The sequence below is a fragment of the Duganella paludis genome, assembly GCF_054461335.1.
This window is the reverse complement of sequence record NZ_CM136922.1, coordinates 1969329-1988220: the sequence shown is the minus strand read 5'-3', so window position 1 is coordinate 1988220 and position 18892 is coordinate 1969329. Positions and strand designations below refer to the sequence as shown.

Annotated in this window: 20 protein-coding genes and 1 pseudogene; 12 read left to right on the top strand and 9 right to left on the bottom strand. The window is 61.2% G+C overall.

The features are described 5' to 3' along the window. Window positions 1–4 precede the first annotated feature (4 nt). Together ACXZ1M_RS08945 and tsaE are read right to left on the bottom strand one after the other, a co-directional pair. A complete protein-coding gene (locus ACXZ1M_RS08945) occupies window positions 5–1381 on the bottom strand; it encodes an N-acetylmuramoyl-L-alanine amidase (RefSeq protein ID WP_459052820.1) in 1377 nt (458 codons plus the stop codon). Next, window positions 1345–1830 (bottom strand): tRNA (adenosine(37)-N6)-threonylcarbamoyltransferase complex ATPase subunit type 1 TsaE, encoded by a 486-nt coding sequence (tsaE, locus tag ACXZ1M_RS08940; protein WP_459052819.1) that lies wholly within the window; start codon window positions 1828–1830, stop codon window positions 1345–1347. Before tsaE ends, ACXZ1M_RS08945 begins: the two co-directional genes overlap by 37 nt. A gap of 64 nt (window positions 1831–1894) precedes the next feature. Here tsaE and queG point away from each other — a divergent pair, with 64 nt between their 5' ends. Genes queG through ACXZ1M_RS08925 form a run of 3 tightly spaced genes read left to right on the top strand, consistent with a single transcriptional unit; the run spans window position 1895 to window position 6286 of the window. Continuing rightward, complete coding sequence (gene queG / locus ACXZ1M_RS08935; RefSeq protein ID WP_459052818.1) at window positions 1895–3025, top strand: tRNA epoxyqueuosine(34) reductase QueG; 1131 nt, start codon at window positions 1895–1897, stop codon at window positions 3023–3025. 27 nt (window positions 3026–3052) lie between these two features. Next, window positions 3053–4474 carry a GGDEF domain-containing protein gene (locus ACXZ1M_RS08930; protein WP_459052817.1) on the top strand — a complete coding sequence of 474 codons (1422 nt, stop codon included), beginning with the start codon at window positions 3053–3055 and terminating at the stop codon, window positions 4472–4474. Window positions 4475–4528: 54 nt separating this feature from the next. Next, complete coding sequence (locus ACXZ1M_RS08925; protein WP_459052816.1) at window positions 4529–6286, top strand: DUF885 domain-containing protein; 1758 nt, start codon at window positions 4529–4531, stop codon at window positions 6284–6286. Window positions 6287–6318: 32 nt separating this feature from the next. On the opposite strand, the gene ACXZ1M_RS08920 is transcribed toward ACXZ1M_RS08925, so the two are convergent. After that, entirely contained in the window at window positions 6319–6567 is a 249-nt protein-coding gene (locus ACXZ1M_RS08920; protein ID WP_459052815.1) for a hypothetical protein, read from the bottom strand. A 598-nt stretch (window positions 6568–7165) separates the two neighbouring features. On the opposite strand from ACXZ1M_RS08920, the pseudogene ACXZ1M_RS08915 reads away from it, so the two are divergent. Beyond that, window positions 7166–7750 (top strand): annotated as a pseudogene (locus ACXZ1M_RS08915) (AbiU2 domain-containing protein); the annotation flags it as partial. 194 nt (window positions 7751–7944) lie between these two features. Here ACXZ1M_RS08915 and ACXZ1M_RS08910 read toward each other — a convergent pair. Beyond that, window positions 7945–8232 carry a hypothetical protein gene (locus tag ACXZ1M_RS08910; RefSeq protein WP_459052814.1) on the bottom strand — a complete coding sequence of 96 codons (288 nt, stop codon included), beginning with the start codon at window positions 8230–8232 and terminating at the stop codon, window positions 7945–7947. Window positions 8233–8254: 22 nt separating this feature from the next. Beyond that, the gene (locus tag ACXZ1M_RS08905) at window positions 8255–8452 is read right to left on the bottom strand and encodes a BrnT family toxin (RefSeq protein ID WP_459052813.1); all 198 of its coding nucleotides are present in this window, start codon (window positions 8450–8452) and stop codon (window positions 8255–8257) included. Between the two features lie 251 nt (window positions 8453–8703). Between ACXZ1M_RS08905 and ACXZ1M_RS08900 the strand changes: the two genes are divergently transcribed. Beyond that, complete coding sequence (locus ACXZ1M_RS08900; RefSeq protein ID WP_459052812.1) at window positions 8704–9231, top strand: hypothetical protein; 528 nt, start codon at window positions 8704–8706, stop codon at window positions 9229–9231. Window positions 9232–9395: 164 nt separating this feature from the next. Beyond that, window positions 9396–9821 (top strand): hypothetical protein, encoded by a 426-nt coding sequence (locus ACXZ1M_RS08895; RefSeq protein WP_459052811.1) that lies wholly within the window; start codon window positions 9396–9398, stop codon window positions 9819–9821. A gap of 4 nt (window positions 9822–9825) precedes the next feature. Here the strand turns inward: ACXZ1M_RS08895 and ACXZ1M_RS08890 are convergent, their stop codons facing one another. Genes ACXZ1M_RS08890 through ACXZ1M_RS08875 form a run of 4 tightly spaced genes read right to left on the bottom strand, consistent with a single transcriptional unit; the run spans window position 9826 to window position 13814 of the window. Then, entirely contained in the window at window positions 9826–10674 is an 849-nt protein-coding gene (locus tag ACXZ1M_RS08890) for a CPBP family intramembrane glutamic endopeptidase (protein ID WP_459052810.1), read from the bottom strand. Continuing rightward, a complete protein-coding gene (locus ACXZ1M_RS08885) occupies window positions 10671–11162 on the bottom strand; it encodes a MarR family winged helix-turn-helix transcriptional regulator (RefSeq protein WP_459052809.1) in 492 nt (163 codons plus the stop codon). Before ACXZ1M_RS08885 ends, ACXZ1M_RS08890 begins: the two co-directional genes overlap by 4 nt. 42 nt (window positions 11163–11204) lie before the next feature. Then, entirely contained in the window at window positions 11205–11792 is a 588-nt protein-coding gene (locus ACXZ1M_RS08880; protein ID WP_459052808.1) for a response regulator transcription factor, read from the bottom strand. Between the two features lie 3 nt (window positions 11793–11795). After that, complete coding sequence (locus tag ACXZ1M_RS08875) at window positions 11796–13814, bottom strand: two-component system sensor histidine kinase NtrB (RefSeq protein WP_459052807.1); 2019 nt, start codon at window positions 13812–13814, stop codon at window positions 11796–11798. A gap of 89 nt (window positions 13815–13903) precedes the next feature. Here ACXZ1M_RS08875 and ACXZ1M_RS08870 point away from each other — a divergent pair, with 89 nt between their 5' ends. The 6 genes from ACXZ1M_RS08870 to ACXZ1M_RS08845 all read left to right on the top strand — a co-directional run bounded on the left by ACXZ1M_RS08870 (window position 13904) and on the right by ACXZ1M_RS08845 (window position 18860). Further along, window positions 13904–14890: a TRAP transporter substrate-binding protein gene (locus tag ACXZ1M_RS08870; RefSeq protein ID WP_459052806.1), complete on the top strand. Its 987-nt coding sequence runs from the start codon at window positions 13904–13906 to the stop codon at window positions 14888–14890. A gap of 71 nt (window positions 14891–14961) precedes the next feature. Continuing rightward, complete coding sequence (locus ACXZ1M_RS08865) at window positions 14962–15534, top strand: TRAP transporter small permease (protein ID WP_459052805.1); 573 nt, start codon at window positions 14962–14964, stop codon at window positions 15532–15534. Continuing rightward, a complete protein-coding gene (locus ACXZ1M_RS08860) occupies window positions 15531–16811 on the top strand; it encodes a TRAP transporter large permease (protein WP_459052804.1) in 1281 nt (426 codons plus the stop codon). The genes ACXZ1M_RS08865 and ACXZ1M_RS08860 overlap by 4 nt, the downstream gene beginning before the upstream one ends. Window positions 16812–17227: 416 nt before the next feature. Continuing rightward, entirely contained in the window at window positions 17228–17749 is a 522-nt protein-coding gene (locus ACXZ1M_RS08855) for a methylated-DNA--[protein]-cysteine S-methyltransferase (protein WP_459052803.1), read from the top strand. Then, window positions 17725–18627, top strand: coding sequence for a site-specific tyrosine recombinase XerD (gene xerD, locus ACXZ1M_RS08850; RefSeq protein WP_459052802.1), 903 nt, complete (start codon window positions 17725–17727; stop codon window positions 18625–18627). The genes ACXZ1M_RS08855 and xerD overlap by 25 nt, the downstream gene beginning before the upstream one ends. A gap of 56 nt (window positions 18628–18683) precedes the next feature. Beyond that, window positions 18684–18860 carry a hypothetical protein gene (locus ACXZ1M_RS08845; RefSeq protein WP_459052801.1) on the top strand — a complete coding sequence of 59 codons (177 nt, stop codon included), beginning with the start codon at window positions 18684–18686 and terminating at the stop codon, window positions 18858–18860. The last annotated feature ends 32 nt before the right edge of the window (window positions 18861–18892 follow it).

The following is an 18892-nucleotide window of genomic DNA, read 5'->3' as shown; positions in this document are numbered from 1 at the left end:
CCATTCAAATAAGCCGGTTCTTCGCCAGCGGTGGATTCTTCGCAAAATAGCGGCGTATGCCGGTGACGATGGCATCGGCCAGCTTGTTCTGGTAACCGTCGTCGAGCAGCTTGGCCTCTTCCTCCGGGTTGGAGATGAAGGCGGTCTCGATCAGGATCGACGGGATGTCCGGCGCCTTCAGCACCGCGAAGCCGGCCTGTTCGACCGAGCCTTTGTGCAGGCGATTGATGCCGCCGATTTCGCCCAGCACCGAGCGGCCCAGCTTCATGCTGTCGTTGATCTGCGCCGTGGTGGACAGGTCGAGCAGCACGCTGGCCAGCTGGCGGTCGTGGCTTTTGACGTTGACGCCGCCGATGGTGTCGGCCAGGTTTTCCTTGTCCGCCAGCCAGCGCGCCGCCGACGAGGTGGCGCCTTTTTCCGACAGCACGAACACCGACGAACCGCGCGCGGTCGGCTGCACGAAGGCGTCGGCGTGGATGGAGACGAACAGGTCGGCCTGCACCTTGCGGGCTTTTTCCACGCGGGTGCCGAGCGGTACAAAGTAGTCGCCGTCGCGGGTCAGCATCACGCGCATGTTCGGCAAGTCTTCGAGCTTGGCCTTGAGGCGCTTGGCGATGGACAGCACGATATCCTTCTCGCGGCTGCCGTTCTTGCCGGAGGCGCCGGGGTCTTCGCCGCCGTGGCCGGGGTCGAGCGCGATGGTGATCATGCGCACCATCTTGGCCGGCTTGTCGGCTTTATCGCTTTTATCGGCTTTTTCCGCAGGCTTGACCTGCGCCTCGGCGGTCTTGACCTCGTTGCGCAGTTCCGCGCGCGGCTCTGCCTTGAGGTCAGGCTTGAGCTGTTCCAGCTGTTCCTTCGGCGCGGCCGCCACGTCCGGCGCCGGATCGGACCAGTCGCCTTTCTCGATCATGGCGGCGATGGGATCTACCTGTTTGACCGGATACAGGTCGAAGATCAGGCGGTGCTTGTAGTTGCCGGCCGGCGGCAGCGTGAACACCTGCGGCTTGATTTCTTCCTTCAGGTCGAACACCAGGCGCACCACGTTGGGCCGGTTCTGGCCCACGCGCACCTGCTTGATGTACGGGTCGTTCGACTGGATCTTGGCCACCAGGCCTTTCAGCGTGGGATTGAGTTCCAGTCCCTCGATGTCGACCACCATGCGCTCCGGGTCCTTGACGATGAAGTGCGTGGCCTTGAGATCGGTGTCGTTTTCCAGCGTGACTCGGGTGTAGTCTTCCGCCGGCCACACGCGCACCGCGAGAATCTGCGCGGCGTTGGCGCGCAGGGGAACCGTCACCGACAACAGCAAGGTGGCGCCGGCCTTCAGGACGGTGCGGCGGCTTACATGTTGGGCGCGAATTTGAGGCGTTGAAGGCATGAGTTACCCAGGGCGGTAGACGCCTGCAATTCTACATCACGACCGTGGCCCGCCACAGTCAAAAACACGTTCAAATCAGGCGGTGGCAGCACGCCGTCGGCCTTTTCCGGCCATTCGACGATGCAGATGTTATCGCCGTTGAAATCTTCGCGGAAGCCGGCGTCGAGAAACTCCTCGGCGCTGGCCATGCGGTACAGGTCGAAGTGGATCACGCTCACGGTGCGGCCGTCGAGCTGGATGCTGTACGGTTCGGACAGCGTGTAGGTCGGACTTTTCACGGTGCCGACGTGGCCCGCCGCGTGCAGCAGGGAGCGGGTGAGGGCGGTCTTGCCGGCGCCCAGGTCGCCGTGCAGGTGGATCGCCAGGCCGGGCGCGAGCGCGCGCGCCAGCGCCGCACCGAGGGCGGCGGTGCCTTCTTCGTCGTGGAGATGGGCTGTGAAGTGCTGCATCAATTAGAATGTCATGTTGGCGTGAACGCCATTGTACCCGCCTACGCCTGTCAAGATAGCCAAGATGTCCCTGTCCGAAACCACATTAGCCGAACTCGCCCTCAGCATCAAGCGCTGGGGCGTGGAGCTGGGCTTTGCCGAAATCCGCATCACCGACGTCGACCTGACCCACGCCGAAGCCGGCCTGCAAGCCTGGCTGGACGCCGGCATGCACGGGGAAATGGACTACATGGCGGCCCACGGCATGAAGCGCGCCCGTCCCGCCGAGCTGGTGCCGGGCACCATCCGCGTGGTCAGCGCCCGCATGGACTACCTGCCGAGGGACACGGAAATCTCCGGCGAAGCGGCCGGCGAACACGATTGGCGCGCGCGCGAAGCGGCCCGCCTGGCCGATCCCGGCGCCGCCGTGATCTCGGTCTATGCGCGCGGTCGCGACTACCACAAGGTGCTGCGCGCGCGCCTGCAGCAGTTGGCCGACAAGGTAAAAGCGGAAATCGGCGACTTCGGCTACCGCGTGTTCACCGACTCGGCGCCGGTGATGGAACTGCCGCTGGCCGAAAAGGCGGGCCTGGGCTGGCGCGGCAAGCACACCTTGCTGCTGTCACGCACCGCCGGCTCCATGTTCTTCATGGGCGAATTCCTAGTCGACCTGCCGCTGCCGATCGACGCGCCGACCGGCGCCCATTGCGGCCAGTGCAGCGCGTGCATCACGGCCTGCCCGACGCAAGCCATCCTTGGGCCGGGCAAGCTCGATGCGCGGCGCTGCATCTCCTACCTGACCATCGAACTGAAAAGCGCGATCCCGCTGGAACTGCGGCCGCTGATCGGCAACCGCATCTACGGCTGCGACGACTGCCAGACCGCCTGCCCATGGAACAAGTTCGCCCAGCACGCCGTGCTGCCGGACTTCGACGAACGCCACGGCCTGGGCCAGGCCTCGATGGTCGAACTGTTCGCCTGGAGCGAGGAAGAATTCAACCGCAAGATGGAAGGCAGCCCGATACGCCGCATCGGCCATGAGCGCTGGCTACGCAATCTCGCGGTCGGCCTGGGCAACGCGGCGGCGGCCGGCGCGCAAGGCGATACCGCCATCGTGCAGGCCTTATTGACGCGGCGCGACGATCCTTCGCCGTTGGTGCGCGAACATGTGGAATGGGCGCTGGCCTGCCATTCACCCGCCGGCGGCTCGGTATAATTGCTAGGACAACCAGAGGAAAACGTCTTGTCCAAGTCCGAAGCCGAAACACCGCCGCCCTACCGCGAACTCTCGCCGCTGCGCCTGTGGCGCAACGGCAGCCGGCGCCAGAAGGCCTGCCTGTTCGGCGGCTGGCTGCTGCTGCTCGCGCTGTGCATGGCGCTCGGCGTCGGCATGGTGATCTGGCGCTGGTCCGGCCTGCCGGTGGAATTCGGCGGCGTGGTCATCTACCTGACGATCTATCCGCCGCTGCTGATTTGCCTGCTGCTGACGCTCACTCTCGGCTGGTGGTGGGGCGCCATTCCCGCCTATTGCGCCACGCTGTCGCTGGCGCTGTACGCCGGCATGCCCTTGCCGTGGGCGCTGCTGTTCGCGCTGGCCAACCCGCTGGGCTTCGCCATCATGGTGATCGGCTACCAGGCCATCGCCATGCGACGCGACCTGCGCGGCTTGAACGCCTTGCTGTTCTACGTGCAGCAGTCCTTCGTCGCCAGCGTGTTCAGCTCCAGCGGCGCGCTGATCTGGAGCTACACCAACCACTACGACCGCACGGACCTGTTGCCGGTGTGGCAGGGCTGGTGGCTGGGCGCCTTTCTGCAAAGCGTGTTGATCGTCGGGCCGCTGATGATGGTGCTGTGGCCGCGCGTGGAGCGCTGGCTGGCCGACCATCCGCAACTGATGCGCGACACGCGCACCCGCTCGCGCCAGTCGCTGCTTGGGCTGCTGGCGTCGGTGGCGCTGGGAGTGCTGGTCTACGGCTACGTCACCGTCGGCCTGGCCGAGGGCCAGCCGGACCGCGAGGCGCTGCGCCAGACCATGTGGATTTTCTATTGGGTGTTCGTGGCGATCGTGCTGTTTATGGCGTTCTTCGGCTACCAGCTGTTCGTGCACTGGCAGAAATCGCAGGACATGCTGCTGGCCGCGCTGCAAAAGCTGGCCACCACCGACGCGCTCACCGGCCTGCTGAACCGGCGCGAGGCCGACCACCGGCTGGCGGCCGAGTGGCAGCGTACGCTGCGCTCGGGCCACAGCACCGCCATGGTGCTGCTCGATATCGACCACTTCAAGCAGATCAACGACCAGTATGGCCATCCGGCCGGCGACGCGGCCTTGCGCCAGCTGGCGGGCGTGATCCGCGCGGTGATGCGCAAGATCGACTTCGCGGCGCGCTACGGCGGCGAAGAATTCCTGATCGTGCTGCCGGAAACCGGCACGCGCGGCGCCCATGCGTTCGCCGAACGCCTGCGCGAAGAGGTGGCTGCCGCTGTGGTCACGCACGACGGCGTCAGCTTCCAGATGCAGGTCAGCCTCGGCGTGGCGATCGCGCGCCAGGATGAAGCCAGCCATGAACGCTGGTTCACGCGCAGCGACCAGGCGCTGTACCGCGCCAAGCAGGGCGGCCGCAATCGCACCGAGCTTGATGAGATGGCGGTTGAGAAGCTGGTGTGAGTGGGCTACACTCGTTGGGTTCTTACCTTACAAAGGCCCATCGTAATGCAAACCATGCAAACTTCAATTAGATTCATCTCCCTGCTGGCCGGTGCTTCGCTTACCCTCGCCGCGCACGCAGTTTCCTTTGACGACTGGGCCGACAAGGTCGCCAACGCCAAGGTCCGCAGCGATCCAGAGCAGGCCACGCAGAAGCAGTACTTCGACGCCAAGGAGCAGGATGCGCTGGACCGCAAATTGACGCCGAACAGCGTGGTGTTCCGCGCCGCCGAAGTGGCCAACGCCAAGAAATCGCTGACGCAGCTGGCCAAGATGGACCAATCCAAACTGACGCCGCAGCAGCGCGCCAGCGCCGCCACCATCGCCTGGAGTTTGCAGGGCACGGTCGACGCCTATCCCTACCGCGACTACAACTTCGTGTTCAACCAGTTCACCGGCCTGCATGTGCAGCTGGTGAACTTCCTGTCGCAGCAGCATCCGATCCGCAACCGCCGCGACATCGAGAACTACCTGGTGCGCCTGAAGGCTGTGGCCGACAAGGTCGATACCGGCATCGTGCAGGCGCGCGGCGCGGCCGCCAACGGCATCCTGATGCCGACCTTTATCACCCAGGCCTCCATCGGCCAGCTCGATCGCTTCCTCGACGGCACGCCGGAGAACAATGTGTTCGTCGCATCGCTGGTGCAGCGCATGGGCGGCGTGAAGGAAGTCGGCGCGGAAGACCAGACCAAGTTCGCGGCCGACGCGCTGGCCATCGTCAAGCAGTCCATCATCCCGGCGTTCCAGCGTACCCGCACGCTGCTGCAGGAGCAGCTGCCGCACACCAACAATGACGCCGGCCTGTGGCGCCTGCCGCAAGGCGACAAGGCGTATGCCGTGGTGCTGCGCCAGATGACCAGCACCGACTACACGCCGCAGCAGATCCACGAGATCGGCCTGCAGGAAGTGGCGCGCATCGAGAAGGAGATGAACGGCCTGCTGGTGTCGATCGGTTACACCGAGGGCAGCATCAAGGATCGCATCGCCAAGCTGGAACAGGATCAGCAGCCGAAGGAAGCCGATCCGCGTCCGCAACTGCTGGTGCGCTATGAAGCGCTGCTGCGCGATTCCGAAGTGCGCGCGAAAGACCTGTTCGACAAAGTGCCGAAGGCGCCGGTGGTGGTCAAGCGCGAGCCGCTGTTCACCGAGAAGACGGCGGCGGCGCACTACACCGGTCCGGCCAAGGACGGCACCCGTCCGGGCATCTTCTGGGCGCCGATGCCGGGGCCAGTGTTCCGCGTCGTCGGCATGCGCACGCTGGTGTATCACGAGGGCGTGCCGGGCCACCACTTCCAGGTCGCGCTGCAACAGGAGAACGACGGCCTGCCGCGCTATCGCCGCGACCGCGTGTTCGGCGTCGGTTCGGCGTATGGCGAAGGCTGGGCGCTGTATGCCGAGCAGCTGGCGTCGGAGAATGGTTGGTATGGCGATGACGTGGTGGGCAAGTTGGGGCAACTGGACGCAGAACTGTTCCGCGCGCGCCGGCTGGTGGTCGACACCGGCCTACACGCGATGAAGTGGACGCGTCAGCAGGGCATCGATTACGGCATCACGCCGTCGGAAGTGGACCGCTACGTGGTGATGCCTGGTCAGGCTTGCTCGTACAAGATCGGCATGATCCGCATCCTCGACCTGCGCGCCAAGGCGCAGAAGGCGCTGGGTGACAAGTTCAACATCAAGGCCTTCCACAACACGGTGCTGGATACGGGCAACGTGCCGCTGTCGGTGCTGGAAAAAGTCGTTGACGAATGGATCGCCAAGCAGAAGGGCTGATAGCAGCTTAGGTAACCCGGTTCACTTCTTGGCTATTTAGTTTCAGTTTTCTCAGGAAGCTCTACCGGGTGCCGCTTGCCGTGGATTTTCCACAATGGATCTTGATGTGGATGGCCTCTCGGGTAGGTGACGATCCCCTTCGACCAGTACGCTCTCACTTCGTCTGGATTATTGGGGTCGTAGGGGTTGTCCGGGTCGTAGACATATTCAGGAGCGGCCGCGATCGCGGCTTCAATCTGCTGCTTTGAAAAAGTCGGAGTTGAAGTATTTTTGGGTGTCATATCGATCTCCATATCTGTAATTAGTAGGGAAGGGGCGACTCTGTCAATTCATCGTAGACGTCCCCTTAGGGTGAATCAAGCGAGTACAGGTTCGATGTTGGCTCCCGAGTAGCTGCGATGCTATTGCTGGCGTTGAAGATGGTGACGCATCTCATTTTCAGGATTAATCCGTCAGGCTGACCTTCCTGTCAGCAAGGCTGTCTAGCGTGACAATCCGTGAATTTTTCAAATGAGCAAGATGTTATGCTGAGTACGGAGGCCGGGTTCGGCCAGGAGCAGCCAGTCGTATAACTCTTTTACGCCAAATCCAGAGGTTAGATGTCCAGTACTATCAAAAGCATGCGGCCGACCGCCGTAGTGGGTACAACAACCAGCTTTTGGCTGCGCGTTGCCTGTGCAGGCGGATACAATTGTTGGGATACCAAACCCAATTCGGTTAGCCATGGCCAATAAGCAGAAACTAGATAAATTGGTAGCCCATACTTCGCATCTGCTAACGTCGTTTATTCAGCTTCGAGAGCGTTATGCGATGCTGCACCCGATGCTATTTGATGAGCGGGTGCCGTAGCAGTACGGAAGCTACAAACAGGCACACGGGTTCACCATCCTTAAATCTTCCCTGTTCCTCTCGTGTTGTCAGGACATAGCCAAGCTTACTAGCGATAGTTCCACCAAGGCTCCAAGCTTGAAGCGTTCGGTCGAAGAGCTTATGGACTCTGGAACGCTAGCGAAGTGCAAGGCACGGTACATTGAGGACGGTCCTATCTTCGATGGAGACGACAAACCCGATCCCTACTTGGTAGAAGTCTATAGGTCGATTCACGCATCGGAACGAGAGGCGCGTAGCAAAGATTTTGATTCAAAGTACGTGCAGCTATTAGCAGCATGGGAAGCGTTCTCAAATTCGCCCCTATCAAATTCTTTTCGTGTTGTACGCGACAAGGTGACGGCACACACGGAACTTAAAGGGGATGACTATAAACCTATCGACATCAGCACACTTGGCATCAAGTGGGGTAACTTGAAGACGGTTATATCCGAAATGCAGGTAATCGTCGAATTGCTGAATAACCTAATTCGGGACGCCGGGTTCGCATGGGAGTCCTTTGATGCAATGGTAGAGAGGGCGGCCCTCGGGTTCTGGTCCGACCGTGACCTCCCAAATCCGAAACGCCAACTGTAACCATACAGGTCCTTGACGGGGGCAGCTCGGGGTCCCTTGACGGGGTCAGCTCTGTCATTTGGACAGCCAGTACGAATCGTTGATCTTCATCAGTACTTGAAAAGGCTCGAATATGCGTATTGAGATTAGTCAAACAAATTGTTCTTGTGTCCGAATGACAGAGCTGACCCTAGTTCCTGCTGTTGACTTCCTGGCTATTTAGTTTCAGTTTTCTCAGGAAGCTCTACCGGGTGCCGCTTGCCGTGGATTTTCCACAATGGATCTTGATGTGGATGGCCTCCTGGGAAGGTGACGATACCCCTTGACCAGTAAGCTTTCAATTCGGTTTCGTTGTTGGGATCGTACGGGTTGTCCGGGTCGTAGATGTATTCAGGAGCGGCAGCGATTGCGGCTTCAATCTGTTCCTTAGTAAAGACTGGAGTTGAAGTATTTTTGGGTGTCATATCGATCTCCATATCTGCAAGAAATAATTCGTGCATCATCACCGACGGGTGTCCAAATCACTCAGATCACACGTCCATGCAGCAGTCCCAAACTACGTATGCGCAACTCAGTGTGGTCAGCCGACCTGTCTTCTTCAGAATCCATGGCATGATCAAAAATAGACTCGGCTTCCGTGAAGTCTATGCCGTGATGTTTCAGATTCAGACGCCGCTTGTTTTCGTCCCATGTAATCATGGTCAATTCATCGTAGCCGCCCATTGAGATGAATCAAGCGGGCACATGTTCGACATATCGCTTCCAGCGCAGCTGCGTCGCTACTGCTCGTGTTTAGGATAGATGATGTATTTCATTTTCAATATCAATCCGTCAGATTGACCTATGTGGCAGCAAGGTTGGTTAGCGTGACAATCCGTGAATTTTTCAAATGAGTGAGATGTTATGCTGAGTATGGAGGCCGGATTCGGCCAGTAGCAGACCCGCCTCGAAACTGAAAAATGGAATATGCGAATATGACGGGACTGGTAGCTGTTAAAGAATTTGGCAACCCATCGGCCTTTGCCTTTGTATGTCAGCATGAACCTATTCCAAACGAAAGAGGGCATGTATATGGGCGGATGTGCATCAAGTCGAATGAAAAAGTGCTAGGGGACTTTGATGAACCTGTTTGCATGCTAAATGTAACTGCCTCTCATCTTGAAGCGGTCATAAGTCGTCTCCCAGAGCTCGATACGGATATGTTTGTCGGGCAGGATGACCTAGCGGTATGGGGAAAAATTGATAAGTATCTGTATCTTGATGATGAAAGGTCCAATGAGGAACTTGCCAATGACTCTGAGCAGTTTTCCAAATTCGATTTTTTAACCAACGGCGGAGAGTCCTTCGACGACTCGAAGTCTTTCATTATCCGAGAAGGTAGCCGGGTCCGGATTCTTTTTGTTCAAGGTAATTCAACGGTAAGCTGCATGAGCGTGCACACTGATTTGTTCAAAGAAACCGTGCAAGCATTTTTGGAATGGATAAATACCGGCGGAAAATAGCCTTTTAATGATGAGGGTCCGCAGGAGTAAGCCGCCGGCGATGGGAGAGGAAACGATCTGGGTATCTACAAAAACTTTGGCGGTTGCTCGCTACTATGACTACTGTAATCTTGCGCCTATCTATCTCTCTTATTCTTACTGGGATCTTGGTATCGTGCGTGCCAATGCGGCATATAGAACATCTGCGGCCGGCAGTCAGCGGGCTCATTGTCGAGGATGAAAAACCAATTCCCGGCGCTGTGCTCTTTTTGGCAAAATTCCCGGGGCACAATCAACCTTGCGCTGACGTCGGCGAAGTCGTGCCGGTTTCGCCGGAGGGTAATTTTTCCTTGGCAGCGGTTCAAGAGGACAAGCTCACGGATTCATTGATCAATCCGGCCGCAGTGCGCGGGCAGCTCACCGTTTTATGTATTCGCCACCCCAGGAAGGGCGTGCTGATCGGAGTGTCTATGATGATGAAGCTGAACAATCCAGTATCGCTGCACCTCGCCTGCGATGTGGCGCGCCCGCATAGCGGCGGCATGGGGCCGCACACTGTATCGAGCATGCTCGGGCAGCCTCAATACTGCGAGGCCAGCGCGAGCAATTAGCTTTTCATGATGTACGGCGCGCACTGCGCAGCAGGAGGAGGGCGGTGGCGCCCCATACCAGCAGCGTAGCGGCCGAGGCTTCTACGCCGTAGGCGCCGCCGCTCAGCCATTCCGGACCGGGCATGCTGACTTGCAGCCAGCCGCGCGCCGCGTGGCCCGAGACCGGGACGGCGAAGATGCCGTCGTACAGGTAGTTCCAGCCGAAGTGCAGGCCGATCGGCAGCCACAGGCGGCGCGTCAGCAGGTAGCTGGCGCTTAAGGTCAAACCCGCCACGCCGGTGATCACCACGCCCAGAATGCTGACATGTTCGTTCGGCAGGTGCGCCACCGCGAATAGCAGGAAGGACGCCCCCAGCGCGATGCGTGTGCCCCAGCGTTGTTCGGTGATGCGGAACAGCGCGGCGCGGAAGATCAGTTCTTCGAAGATGGCGACCATTACCTGCTCGGGTAGGGTTTTGAGTGCGATGGTCCAGCCGTTGCTGCCGGTGACCACGAAGGCGCCGGCCAGCGCCAGCAGGCCTGCGACGGCCAGACCGAGGATCACGCCCAGTGCCACGCCGGCGCCGGTTTCCCGCGCGGCGCCCGGCACGGCCAGTTCCGTCAGCGCACGCGGTGGTTCAGTGCGGCGCACGAAATAGCGGTAGCTCAGCACACTCATGGTGGCGGCCAGCAGGAAAGTCCAGCCGCCCACGCGCAAGGGCTTGGGCACCAGGATGTCGGCCAGGATCATGGTGATGGTGATCGGCGCCAGCACCGCGATCACGCCGATCAGCATGCGGGTGACGGGATGCGCGAACAGACGGCTGCGCCAGCCCGCGGCGGGCGACGTGATGTGTGACTGGGCGGTGCTCATGGTTGCTCCTGTTGCTGGTCCGGGTTGGTGAGGGCGGCGCGCGCGCTGCGGATGCGTGCGCCGAATGATTGGGTTTCCAGGGCTGCGATGGCGGCAGCCAGGGTGTCGGAGAGGGGATAAGGCAGGTCGCGGTCCAGGCTGTCGGCGGCGGCGCGCGTGGCTTGCCAGCACAGGCGCAGTCGCGGCAGCAGGGTCTGGCCCTGCGCGCTAAGGCGGATCACTTTTTGGCGCGCATCGTGGGCGCCGGGCGCGGCTTCCAGCAGGCCTTCGCGGATCATCAGCGCCACGGTCTGGGTGGCGGCTGGCTGGGTGATGCCTGCCGCTTCGGCGATCTGGCCCACCGTGCGCGGCTCGCCGCCCTCCAGCGCCCGCATCACCGGCGTGTAGCGCGGCCGGTAGTCGATGCCCGCGTCTTCATAGGCGACAGCGACCGCGCCGTCCAGCAGGTCGATCAAATGACGTAATTGGGTGCCGAGTCCTTGTCTCATGCATTGAATGTAACACAATGCATAAGCGCTTATGGAATATTTTTATTTCAGCAGGCCGGCCAGTTCGACGGCGGTTTTGACGTGCATCTTGTCGAAGATGTGGGCGCGGTGCACTTCCACCGTGCGCATGCTGATGCCGAGCTGGTCGGCCACCACCTTGTTCATTTTGCCGGCCAGGATCAGGTCCAGCACTTCCCGCTCGCGCGCCGAGAGCGTGGCCAGGCGGGCGTGGACGGCGGCGTTTTCGCCGGCGCGGCGCGAGCCGACCAAGGCTTCCTGCACCCGGTCCATCAGCTGGTTGTCGTTGAACGGTTTTTCGAAGAAGTCGAAGGCGCCGCGCTTCAGGGTGTCCACCGCCATCGGCACGTCGCCGTGGCCGGTCAGGAAGATCACGGGCATGCGCTGCGCCAGGCCGCGCGACAGCAGTTGGTCGAACACGGCCACGCCGTTCATGTCTGGCATGCGCACGTCGAGCAGCACGCAGTCGCCGTTGGCGTCGAAGGTGCCGCTGCCGATCTGTGCCAGGAAGTGCAGGCCCGATTCGTAGGCGCGCGCCGGAATGGACCGCGAGGTGGCCAGCCAGCTCAGCGAGTCGCGCACCACGGCTTCATCGTCGACGATATGCAGCATGTTCTATGTCTCCTGTTCGTTTGCCGCCGTTGCGGCCGGCAGCACGAAGGTAAATATGGTCCCGCCTTCGGGATTGGCGCGGAAGGTCAGCGCGCCACCGTGGAATTCTATCGCAGTGCGGCAGATGTTGAGGCCCATGCCCATGCCTTCGGCCTTGGTCGAGAAGAACGGCGAGAACAGGCGCTGCGCGACTTCGTCCGGAATGCCGTGGCCCTGGTCGATCACCGCGACGCTGACCTGCGCGGCGGCGACGTCGTGCGTGGCCACCACTTTCAGCACGCGCCGTGGCGACGGCACTTCCTGCATGGCTTCGATGGCGTTGCGGGTCAGGTTCAGCAGCACCTGCTCGATCATCACGCGGTCGGCGCGCACCGGCGGCAGGTCGGTCGGGATCTCGGCGCGGAAGGCCACGTGGCTGTGGCGTGCCTGCAGTTCGATCAGCGCGCGGATGCCGTCAAGCAGCGAGGCGATGGCCACCTGCTGGCGCAGCGGTTCGCGCTGCTTGACGAATTCATGCACGCTGCGGATGATCTGACCGGCCCGTTGCGCCTGCGCGCCGGCCTGTTCCAGCGCCGGCTTTAGGATCTCGCAATCGACCGGGCCGTCGCGCTCCAGCAGATTGAGGGCGCCGGTGGTGTAGCTGGAGATCGCCGCCAGCGGCTGGTTCAATTCGTGCGCCAGCATCGACGCCAGCTCGCCCATGGTGGCCAGGCGCGCCGAGGCCTGCAGCTTTTCCTGCTGCTGGCGGTTCAGTTCCTCGACCCGCTTGCGGTCCGAGATATCGAGGATGGACCCCATCCAGCCGGTCTGCTTGCCGTTGTTGTCGACCAGCGGCGCTTCGAACACCAGCACCGGCACCTGCTCGCCGTTGGGGCGCTGGAAGATGGTTTCGAACTGCGGCGTGACCTTGCCCGCCAACACCGAGGCGAGGCGGGTCTGGTATTCCGACATCGCCTCCGGCGCCCAGTAGGGCATGGGTGGCAGCCTGCCGACGATCTCTTCTTCCGGGTAGCCGGTGATCTGGCAAAAGGCCGGATTGACGTAGGTGATGCGGCCTTCGAGGTCGCGCGCGCGCAGGCCGGTCACCAGCGAGTTCTCCATCGCCGTGCGGAACAACATCTGCTGGCGCAGCGCGCCTTCGGCCGCCAGTCGCCTGGAGATGTGGCCCCACAGCGCCACTAGGCTCCACAGCAGGCCCAAGGACAGCACGATCACGGAGCCCACCAGCAGGTTGGGCAGCAGCTTCGGTGCGCTCTTGACGCTGTCGGTCACCAGTGTGACCGAGGCGCCCGGCAGATCGAGCGCGCGCTTGTGGGTGTAGACGCCGTGTCCCGGACCGGCCGCCGCGCGCCGCGCCAGCACGTTGTCGTCGCGGTCCACCAGCGTCACCTGGTTGTCCTGGGCGAACCACCACGGCACCATTTCATCGAGCAGGGCGCTGGCCTTGAAGGTGGCCACCAGGCCGCCGAGGTAGTCGTCGCCACGGAACAGCGGCACGTGATAGTCCATCAGCACCGCCGAAGGCGCGGCCGACTGCGTGGCGGTTTGCGATTCCGGCTGGCTGTACATGGGCCGGCGAGTCTTGCGCGTGATGTCGGCGGTGTTGGTCGAGGCCGGCGTCAGCTGCACCGGATTGGCCAGCGGATCGCTGGTGGCGGCCAGCGACCCGTCCGGCTTGAGCCACACCACGCGCACTAGTTCCTGGCCGTTTTTCAGCATGCGCGCCATGCGCTCGTGCAGTTCGGCCGGCGCCAGGCTGCCGGCGGCGATTTCCACGCCCAGCGTGCGCAGGCTTTCCTCGTCGCGGCCAAGCTGGAAGCGGATGGTCTGCTCGACCCACAAGGTGTCGGCGATCAGTTGTTCCTGGCGTTCGTTGCTTTCCATCTGGCGCGCCTGCCACGGCAGCCAGATCAGGATCGCCAGGAAAAACAACACCAGCATGATGGGCAGCAGCCAGCGCAGCGAGGTGCTGATGTTCAGGCGGCGGCGCGCGCCTGGCGCGCTGGATTGGGATGAGGTCATTCTATGAGAGAGCTTGCTTGTGTTGCCGCTATGCGCAACAATCATTCAAAATAAGAACAAGTGTAACTTTAAACTCAACTGGAGACCCCATGAAACTGAAACACGTACTGCTCGCCCTGAGCGCCGCCCTGAGCTTCAATGCCTATGCTCAGGCGCCGATCGTCATCAAATTCAGCCATGTGGTTGCCACCGACACGCCGAAAGGCCAGGCGGCGGAGCGCTTCAAGCAATTGGCGGAGAAGGCCACCAACGGCCGCGTGAAGGTCGAAGTCTATCCAAACAGCCAACTGTACAAGGACAAGGAAGAACTGGAAGCGCTGCAATTGGGCGCGGTGCAGATGCTGGCGCCGTCGCTGGCCAAGTTCGGCCCGCTGGGCGTGAAGGAGTTTGAAGCGTTCGACCTGCCGTTCATCTTCCCGTCCAAGACGGCGCTGTACAACGTGACCGAAGGCGAAATCGGCAAGTCGCTGCTGAAGAAGCTGGAACCGAAGGGCATCACCGGCCTGGCGTTCTGGGACAACGGCTTCAAGGTCATGTCGGCCAACAAGCCGCTGCGCGTGCCGGCCGATTTCAAGGGCCTGAAGATGCGCATCCAGTCGTCCAAGGTGCTGGACGCGCAGATGCGCGCGCTGGGCGCCAACCCGCAGGTGTTGGCCTTCTCCGAGGTGTACCAGGCGCTGCAGACCGGCGTGGTGGACGGCACCGAGAATCCGCCATCGAATATGTACACCCAGAAGATGCATGAAGTGCAGAAGTACGTGACCGTGTCCAACCACGGCTACCTGGGCTACGCGGTGATCGTCAACAAGAAGTTCTGGGACGGCCTGCCGTCGGACATCCGCGCCGCGCTGGACAAGGCCATGAAGGAAGCCACCACCTTCGAGAAAGCCATCGCACAGCGTGACAACGACCTGGCGCTGGAAGCCATCAAAAAGGCCGGCAAGACCGAGATCTACACCCTCAGCGTGAAAGAGCAGGCCGAGTGGCGCAAGGCCCTCCTTCCGGTGCACGAGCAAATGGAAGGCCGGATCGGCAAGGGCCTGATCTCCGCCATCAATAAAGAAGCTGCAAAATAAGCAGCCTGCGGGGCCGGCCTGACGGTGCAATGCCGGCCGGTCCCGCTTACATCTTCCTCCTGGAGACATCCATGAAATTCCTCGATAAACTCGAAGAATGGCTGATCGCGTCCCTGATGGGTGCGGCCACGCTGCTGATCTTCGTCGCCGTGCTGCACCGATACCTGTCCGGCTTGCCGATCCCCGGCGTACAGGACTACCTGATACAACTCAACACCAGCTGGGCCCAGGAAGCTTGCATCTACATGTTCGTGTGGATGGCCAAGTTTGGCGCGGCCTATGGCGTACGCACCGGCATCCACGTCGGCGTGGACGTGCTGATCAACCGCATGAGCAAGCCCTGGCACAACAAGTTCATCATCTTCGGCCTGCTGGCCGGCGCCGTGTTCACCGGCATCGTCGGCACGCTGGGCGCCAGCTTCGTCTGGGAAATCGGCCATACCGACCAGACCTCGGCCGATATGGAAATGCCGATGTGGATTGTCTACCTGGCGGTGCCGGTGGGCTCCTACCTGATGTGCTTCCGCTTTTTGCAGGTGATGGTGACGTTCATCCGCACCGGCACGCTGCCCAAGCACGACCACTCGCACGTCGATGGGCTGGAAGATGAACTCTCTGCCCAGCAGAAAGGAGCGCAACCATGAACTCCCTGATTATCTTCGTCCTGCTGCTGGCGCTGATGTTGACCGGCATGCCGATCTCGATCTCGCTGGGCCTGACGGTGCTGACTTTCCTGTTCACCATGACCACGGTGCCGATCGAATCGGTGGCGCTGAAGCTGTTCACCGGCATCGAGAAATTCGAGATCATGGCGATTCCGTTCTTCATCCTGGCCGGCAATTTCCTCACCCACGGCGGCGTGGCGCGGCGCATGATCAACTTCGCCAGTTCGATGGTGGGCCATTGGCACGGCGGCCTGGCGCTGGCCGGCGTGCTGGCCTGCGCGCTGTTCGCGGCGGTGTCCGGCTCGTCGCCGGCCACGGTGGTGGCGATCGGTTCCATCATCCTGCCTGCAATGGTGCGCCAGGGCTATCCGAAAAGCTTCGGCGCCGGCGTCATCACCACCTCGGGCGCGCTGGGCATCCTGATCCCGCCGTCGATCGTGATGGTGATGTACTCGGTCACCACCAACACCTCGGTCGGCAAGCTGTTCATGGCCGGCGTGGTGCCGGGCATCATGCTGGCCTTCTTCCTGGGCCTGACCACCTGGTGGCTGGCGCGCAAGCACAAGTACCCGCGCATGGCCAAGGCCAGCTGGGGCGAGCGCTGGGCCACCTTCCGCAAGAGCGCCTGGGGCCTGGCGCTGATCGTGGTGGTGATGGGCGGCATCTACAGCGGCACCTTCACCCCGACCGAGGCGGCGGCCATGGCGGCCGTGTACGCCTTCATCATCGCCGTGTTCGTGTACAAGGACTTGAAGCTGCGTCAGGTCGGCAAGGTGCTGCTGGATTCGGCGGCGATGTCGGCCATGCTGCTCTACATCATCACCAATGCCGTGCTGTTCTCGTTCCTGATGACCAGCGAGAACATCCCGCAGGCGATGGCGGAATGGATCACCGGCCAGGGGCTGGGCGTTGTCACGTTCTTGTTGGTTGTCAATATCCTGCTGCTTTTGGCGGGTAACATCATGGAACCGTCGTCCATCGTGCTGATTATGGCGCCTATCCTGTTCCCGGTGGCGATGAAGCTGGGGATCGATCCGATCCACTTCGGCATCCTGATCGTGGTGAACATGGAAGTCGGCATGTGCCATCCGCCGGTGGGGCTGAACCTCTACGTGGCGTCCGGCATCACCAAGATGGGCATCACCGAGCTGACCGTTGCCGTGTGGCCATGGCTGCTCACCATGCTGGGCTTTTTGATATTGGTCACATACATACCACAAATTTCCTTGTGGCTCCCAAATTTAATTTACTCTTAAAGTAGTCTGTCATGGCGTTGTAAAAAAAGTGGAAAAAAGCCAAAAACATACGTTATGATGGCGTCGCTCTCAGGGATACGTGCATAAGGATATGCAGCCCGGTAGCAAAGAATTGTAAGTGGGGAGTGTGTATAGAAACGGTAATTAAATACCGGCACTAGATCGAGGAGACACACGTTTTACAGAATGTTGCTGTTATAGGCTCTGCAAGCCGCCACAAGCGCGCTACGGAACCAGGCAAGCGACCGGGAACGTGAAGCAGGATTTGAAAACGCACCAGACGGTGCGTTTTTTTTTGGGCCGCGGCATTTACAATGCAATCGACGTGGTTTTTGGTTGTAGTAGCAACGCAACAAAATGGTGCGTTAAGACAACTAAATTACAAATGAAGTACTCTTTTGGTGCATACAACTGTGATGAAAATACAACAGGGCAGCGAGCATTTTTCCGGCGTGGTGTCGCTACCATTCGGAAAGCTGGGTATCCGGACCGGCGTCGGGGTGGTGAACGAGCTGTGCTACCTGCCGCCCCATTTTGAGGCAAAAACGCCGACGGACGCGACGGCCGAGCTGGTCGCCTACCAGGTCGAGCAATATTGCGCCGACGCCGATTACCGCTTTACGCTGCCGCTCAAGCACGTCGGCACCGAATTCCAGCGCAAGGTATGGGACGCCATCAGCTCCATCCCGCGCGGCGGCATGCGCACCTATGGCGAGCTGGCCAAGTACCTTGGTTCGGCGCCGCGCGCGGTGGGTCAGGCCTGCGGCGCCAACTGGTTCCCCATCGTCGTGCCATGCCACCGGGTGACGGCAGCAGGCGGCCTGGGCGGCTTCTCCAACAGTGACGATCCCAACGGCTACCTGCTGGGCGTGAAGCGCTGGCTGCTGGCCCACGAAGGTTCGAGCGAATACGCATGGCAGCAAACAACCTTGCTCTGATCGACGAGTTCTGCGACAGCCTGTGGCTGGAGGACGGGCTGTCCAAGAACACGCTGGAGGCCTACCGGCGCGACATGCGCCTGTTCGCCACCTGGCTGGAGAAAAAGCGCACCGGCGTCGACGGCCTGCTGGCGGTGCAGGCGCACGATATCGAAAGCTATATCGCCGCGCGCCACGAGCAGGGCAAGGCCACCTCGTCCAACCGGCGGCTGTCGGTGATCAAGCGCTTTTACCAGATGCTGCTGCGGCAGCGCCGCATCGAGGCCGATCCCAGCCTGAAGATGGCCTCGGCCAAGCAGCCGCAGCGCTTCGTGCACACGCTGAGCGAGGCCCAGGTGGAAGCCCTGCTGGCCGCGCCCGACATCAACACCCCGCTGGGCCTGCGCGAGCGGACCATGCTGGAGTTGATGTATGCGAGCGGGCTGCGGGTGTCCGAGCTGGTCGATCTCAAGCTGCTGGAGCTGAGCCTGAACGATGGCGTGCTGCGCATCACCGGCAAGGGCGCGAAAACGCGCCTGGTGCCCTTCGGCCAGCAGGCGCGGGTGTGGATCGAGCGCTATATGAAGGAGGCGCGCGGCGTCATCCTCAACGGCCAGCAGGACGACGCGCTGTTCGTCACCGGGCGGGGCGGGGCCATGACGCGGCAGATGTTCTGGGTCTTGATTAAAAAGCATGCCCTGAAGGCCGGCATCACGGCGCCGCTGTCGCCGCACACCATGCGGCACGCGTTTGCCACACATTTGCTGAACCACGGCGCCGACCTGCGTGTTGTGCAATTGCTATTGGGGCACTCCGATATTTCAACCACGCAGATCTATACCCACGTCGCGCGCGAGCGTTTGAAGCACTTGCATGCGCAACATCATCCTCGTGGTTGAGCAACTTCGGTCATAATGGGGGCTACGCAAGGCAACGCTTTTAGAAGGAGCAGCAAATGGCAAAGACAAACTTCGCATACGAAAAGCGGCAGCGCGAGTTGGAAAAGAAGAAAAAGCAGGAAGAGAAGAACCGGCGCAAGGCCGAGTTGAAGAACAATCCGGGCCTGGCCCAGGATGGTGAGGAAGATCTCGCCGAGGGCGAGACCTCCGGCCTCACCCCCGACGAAGAATAAAACCGGGGTCAGTTCTGCCAATCGGACACGAG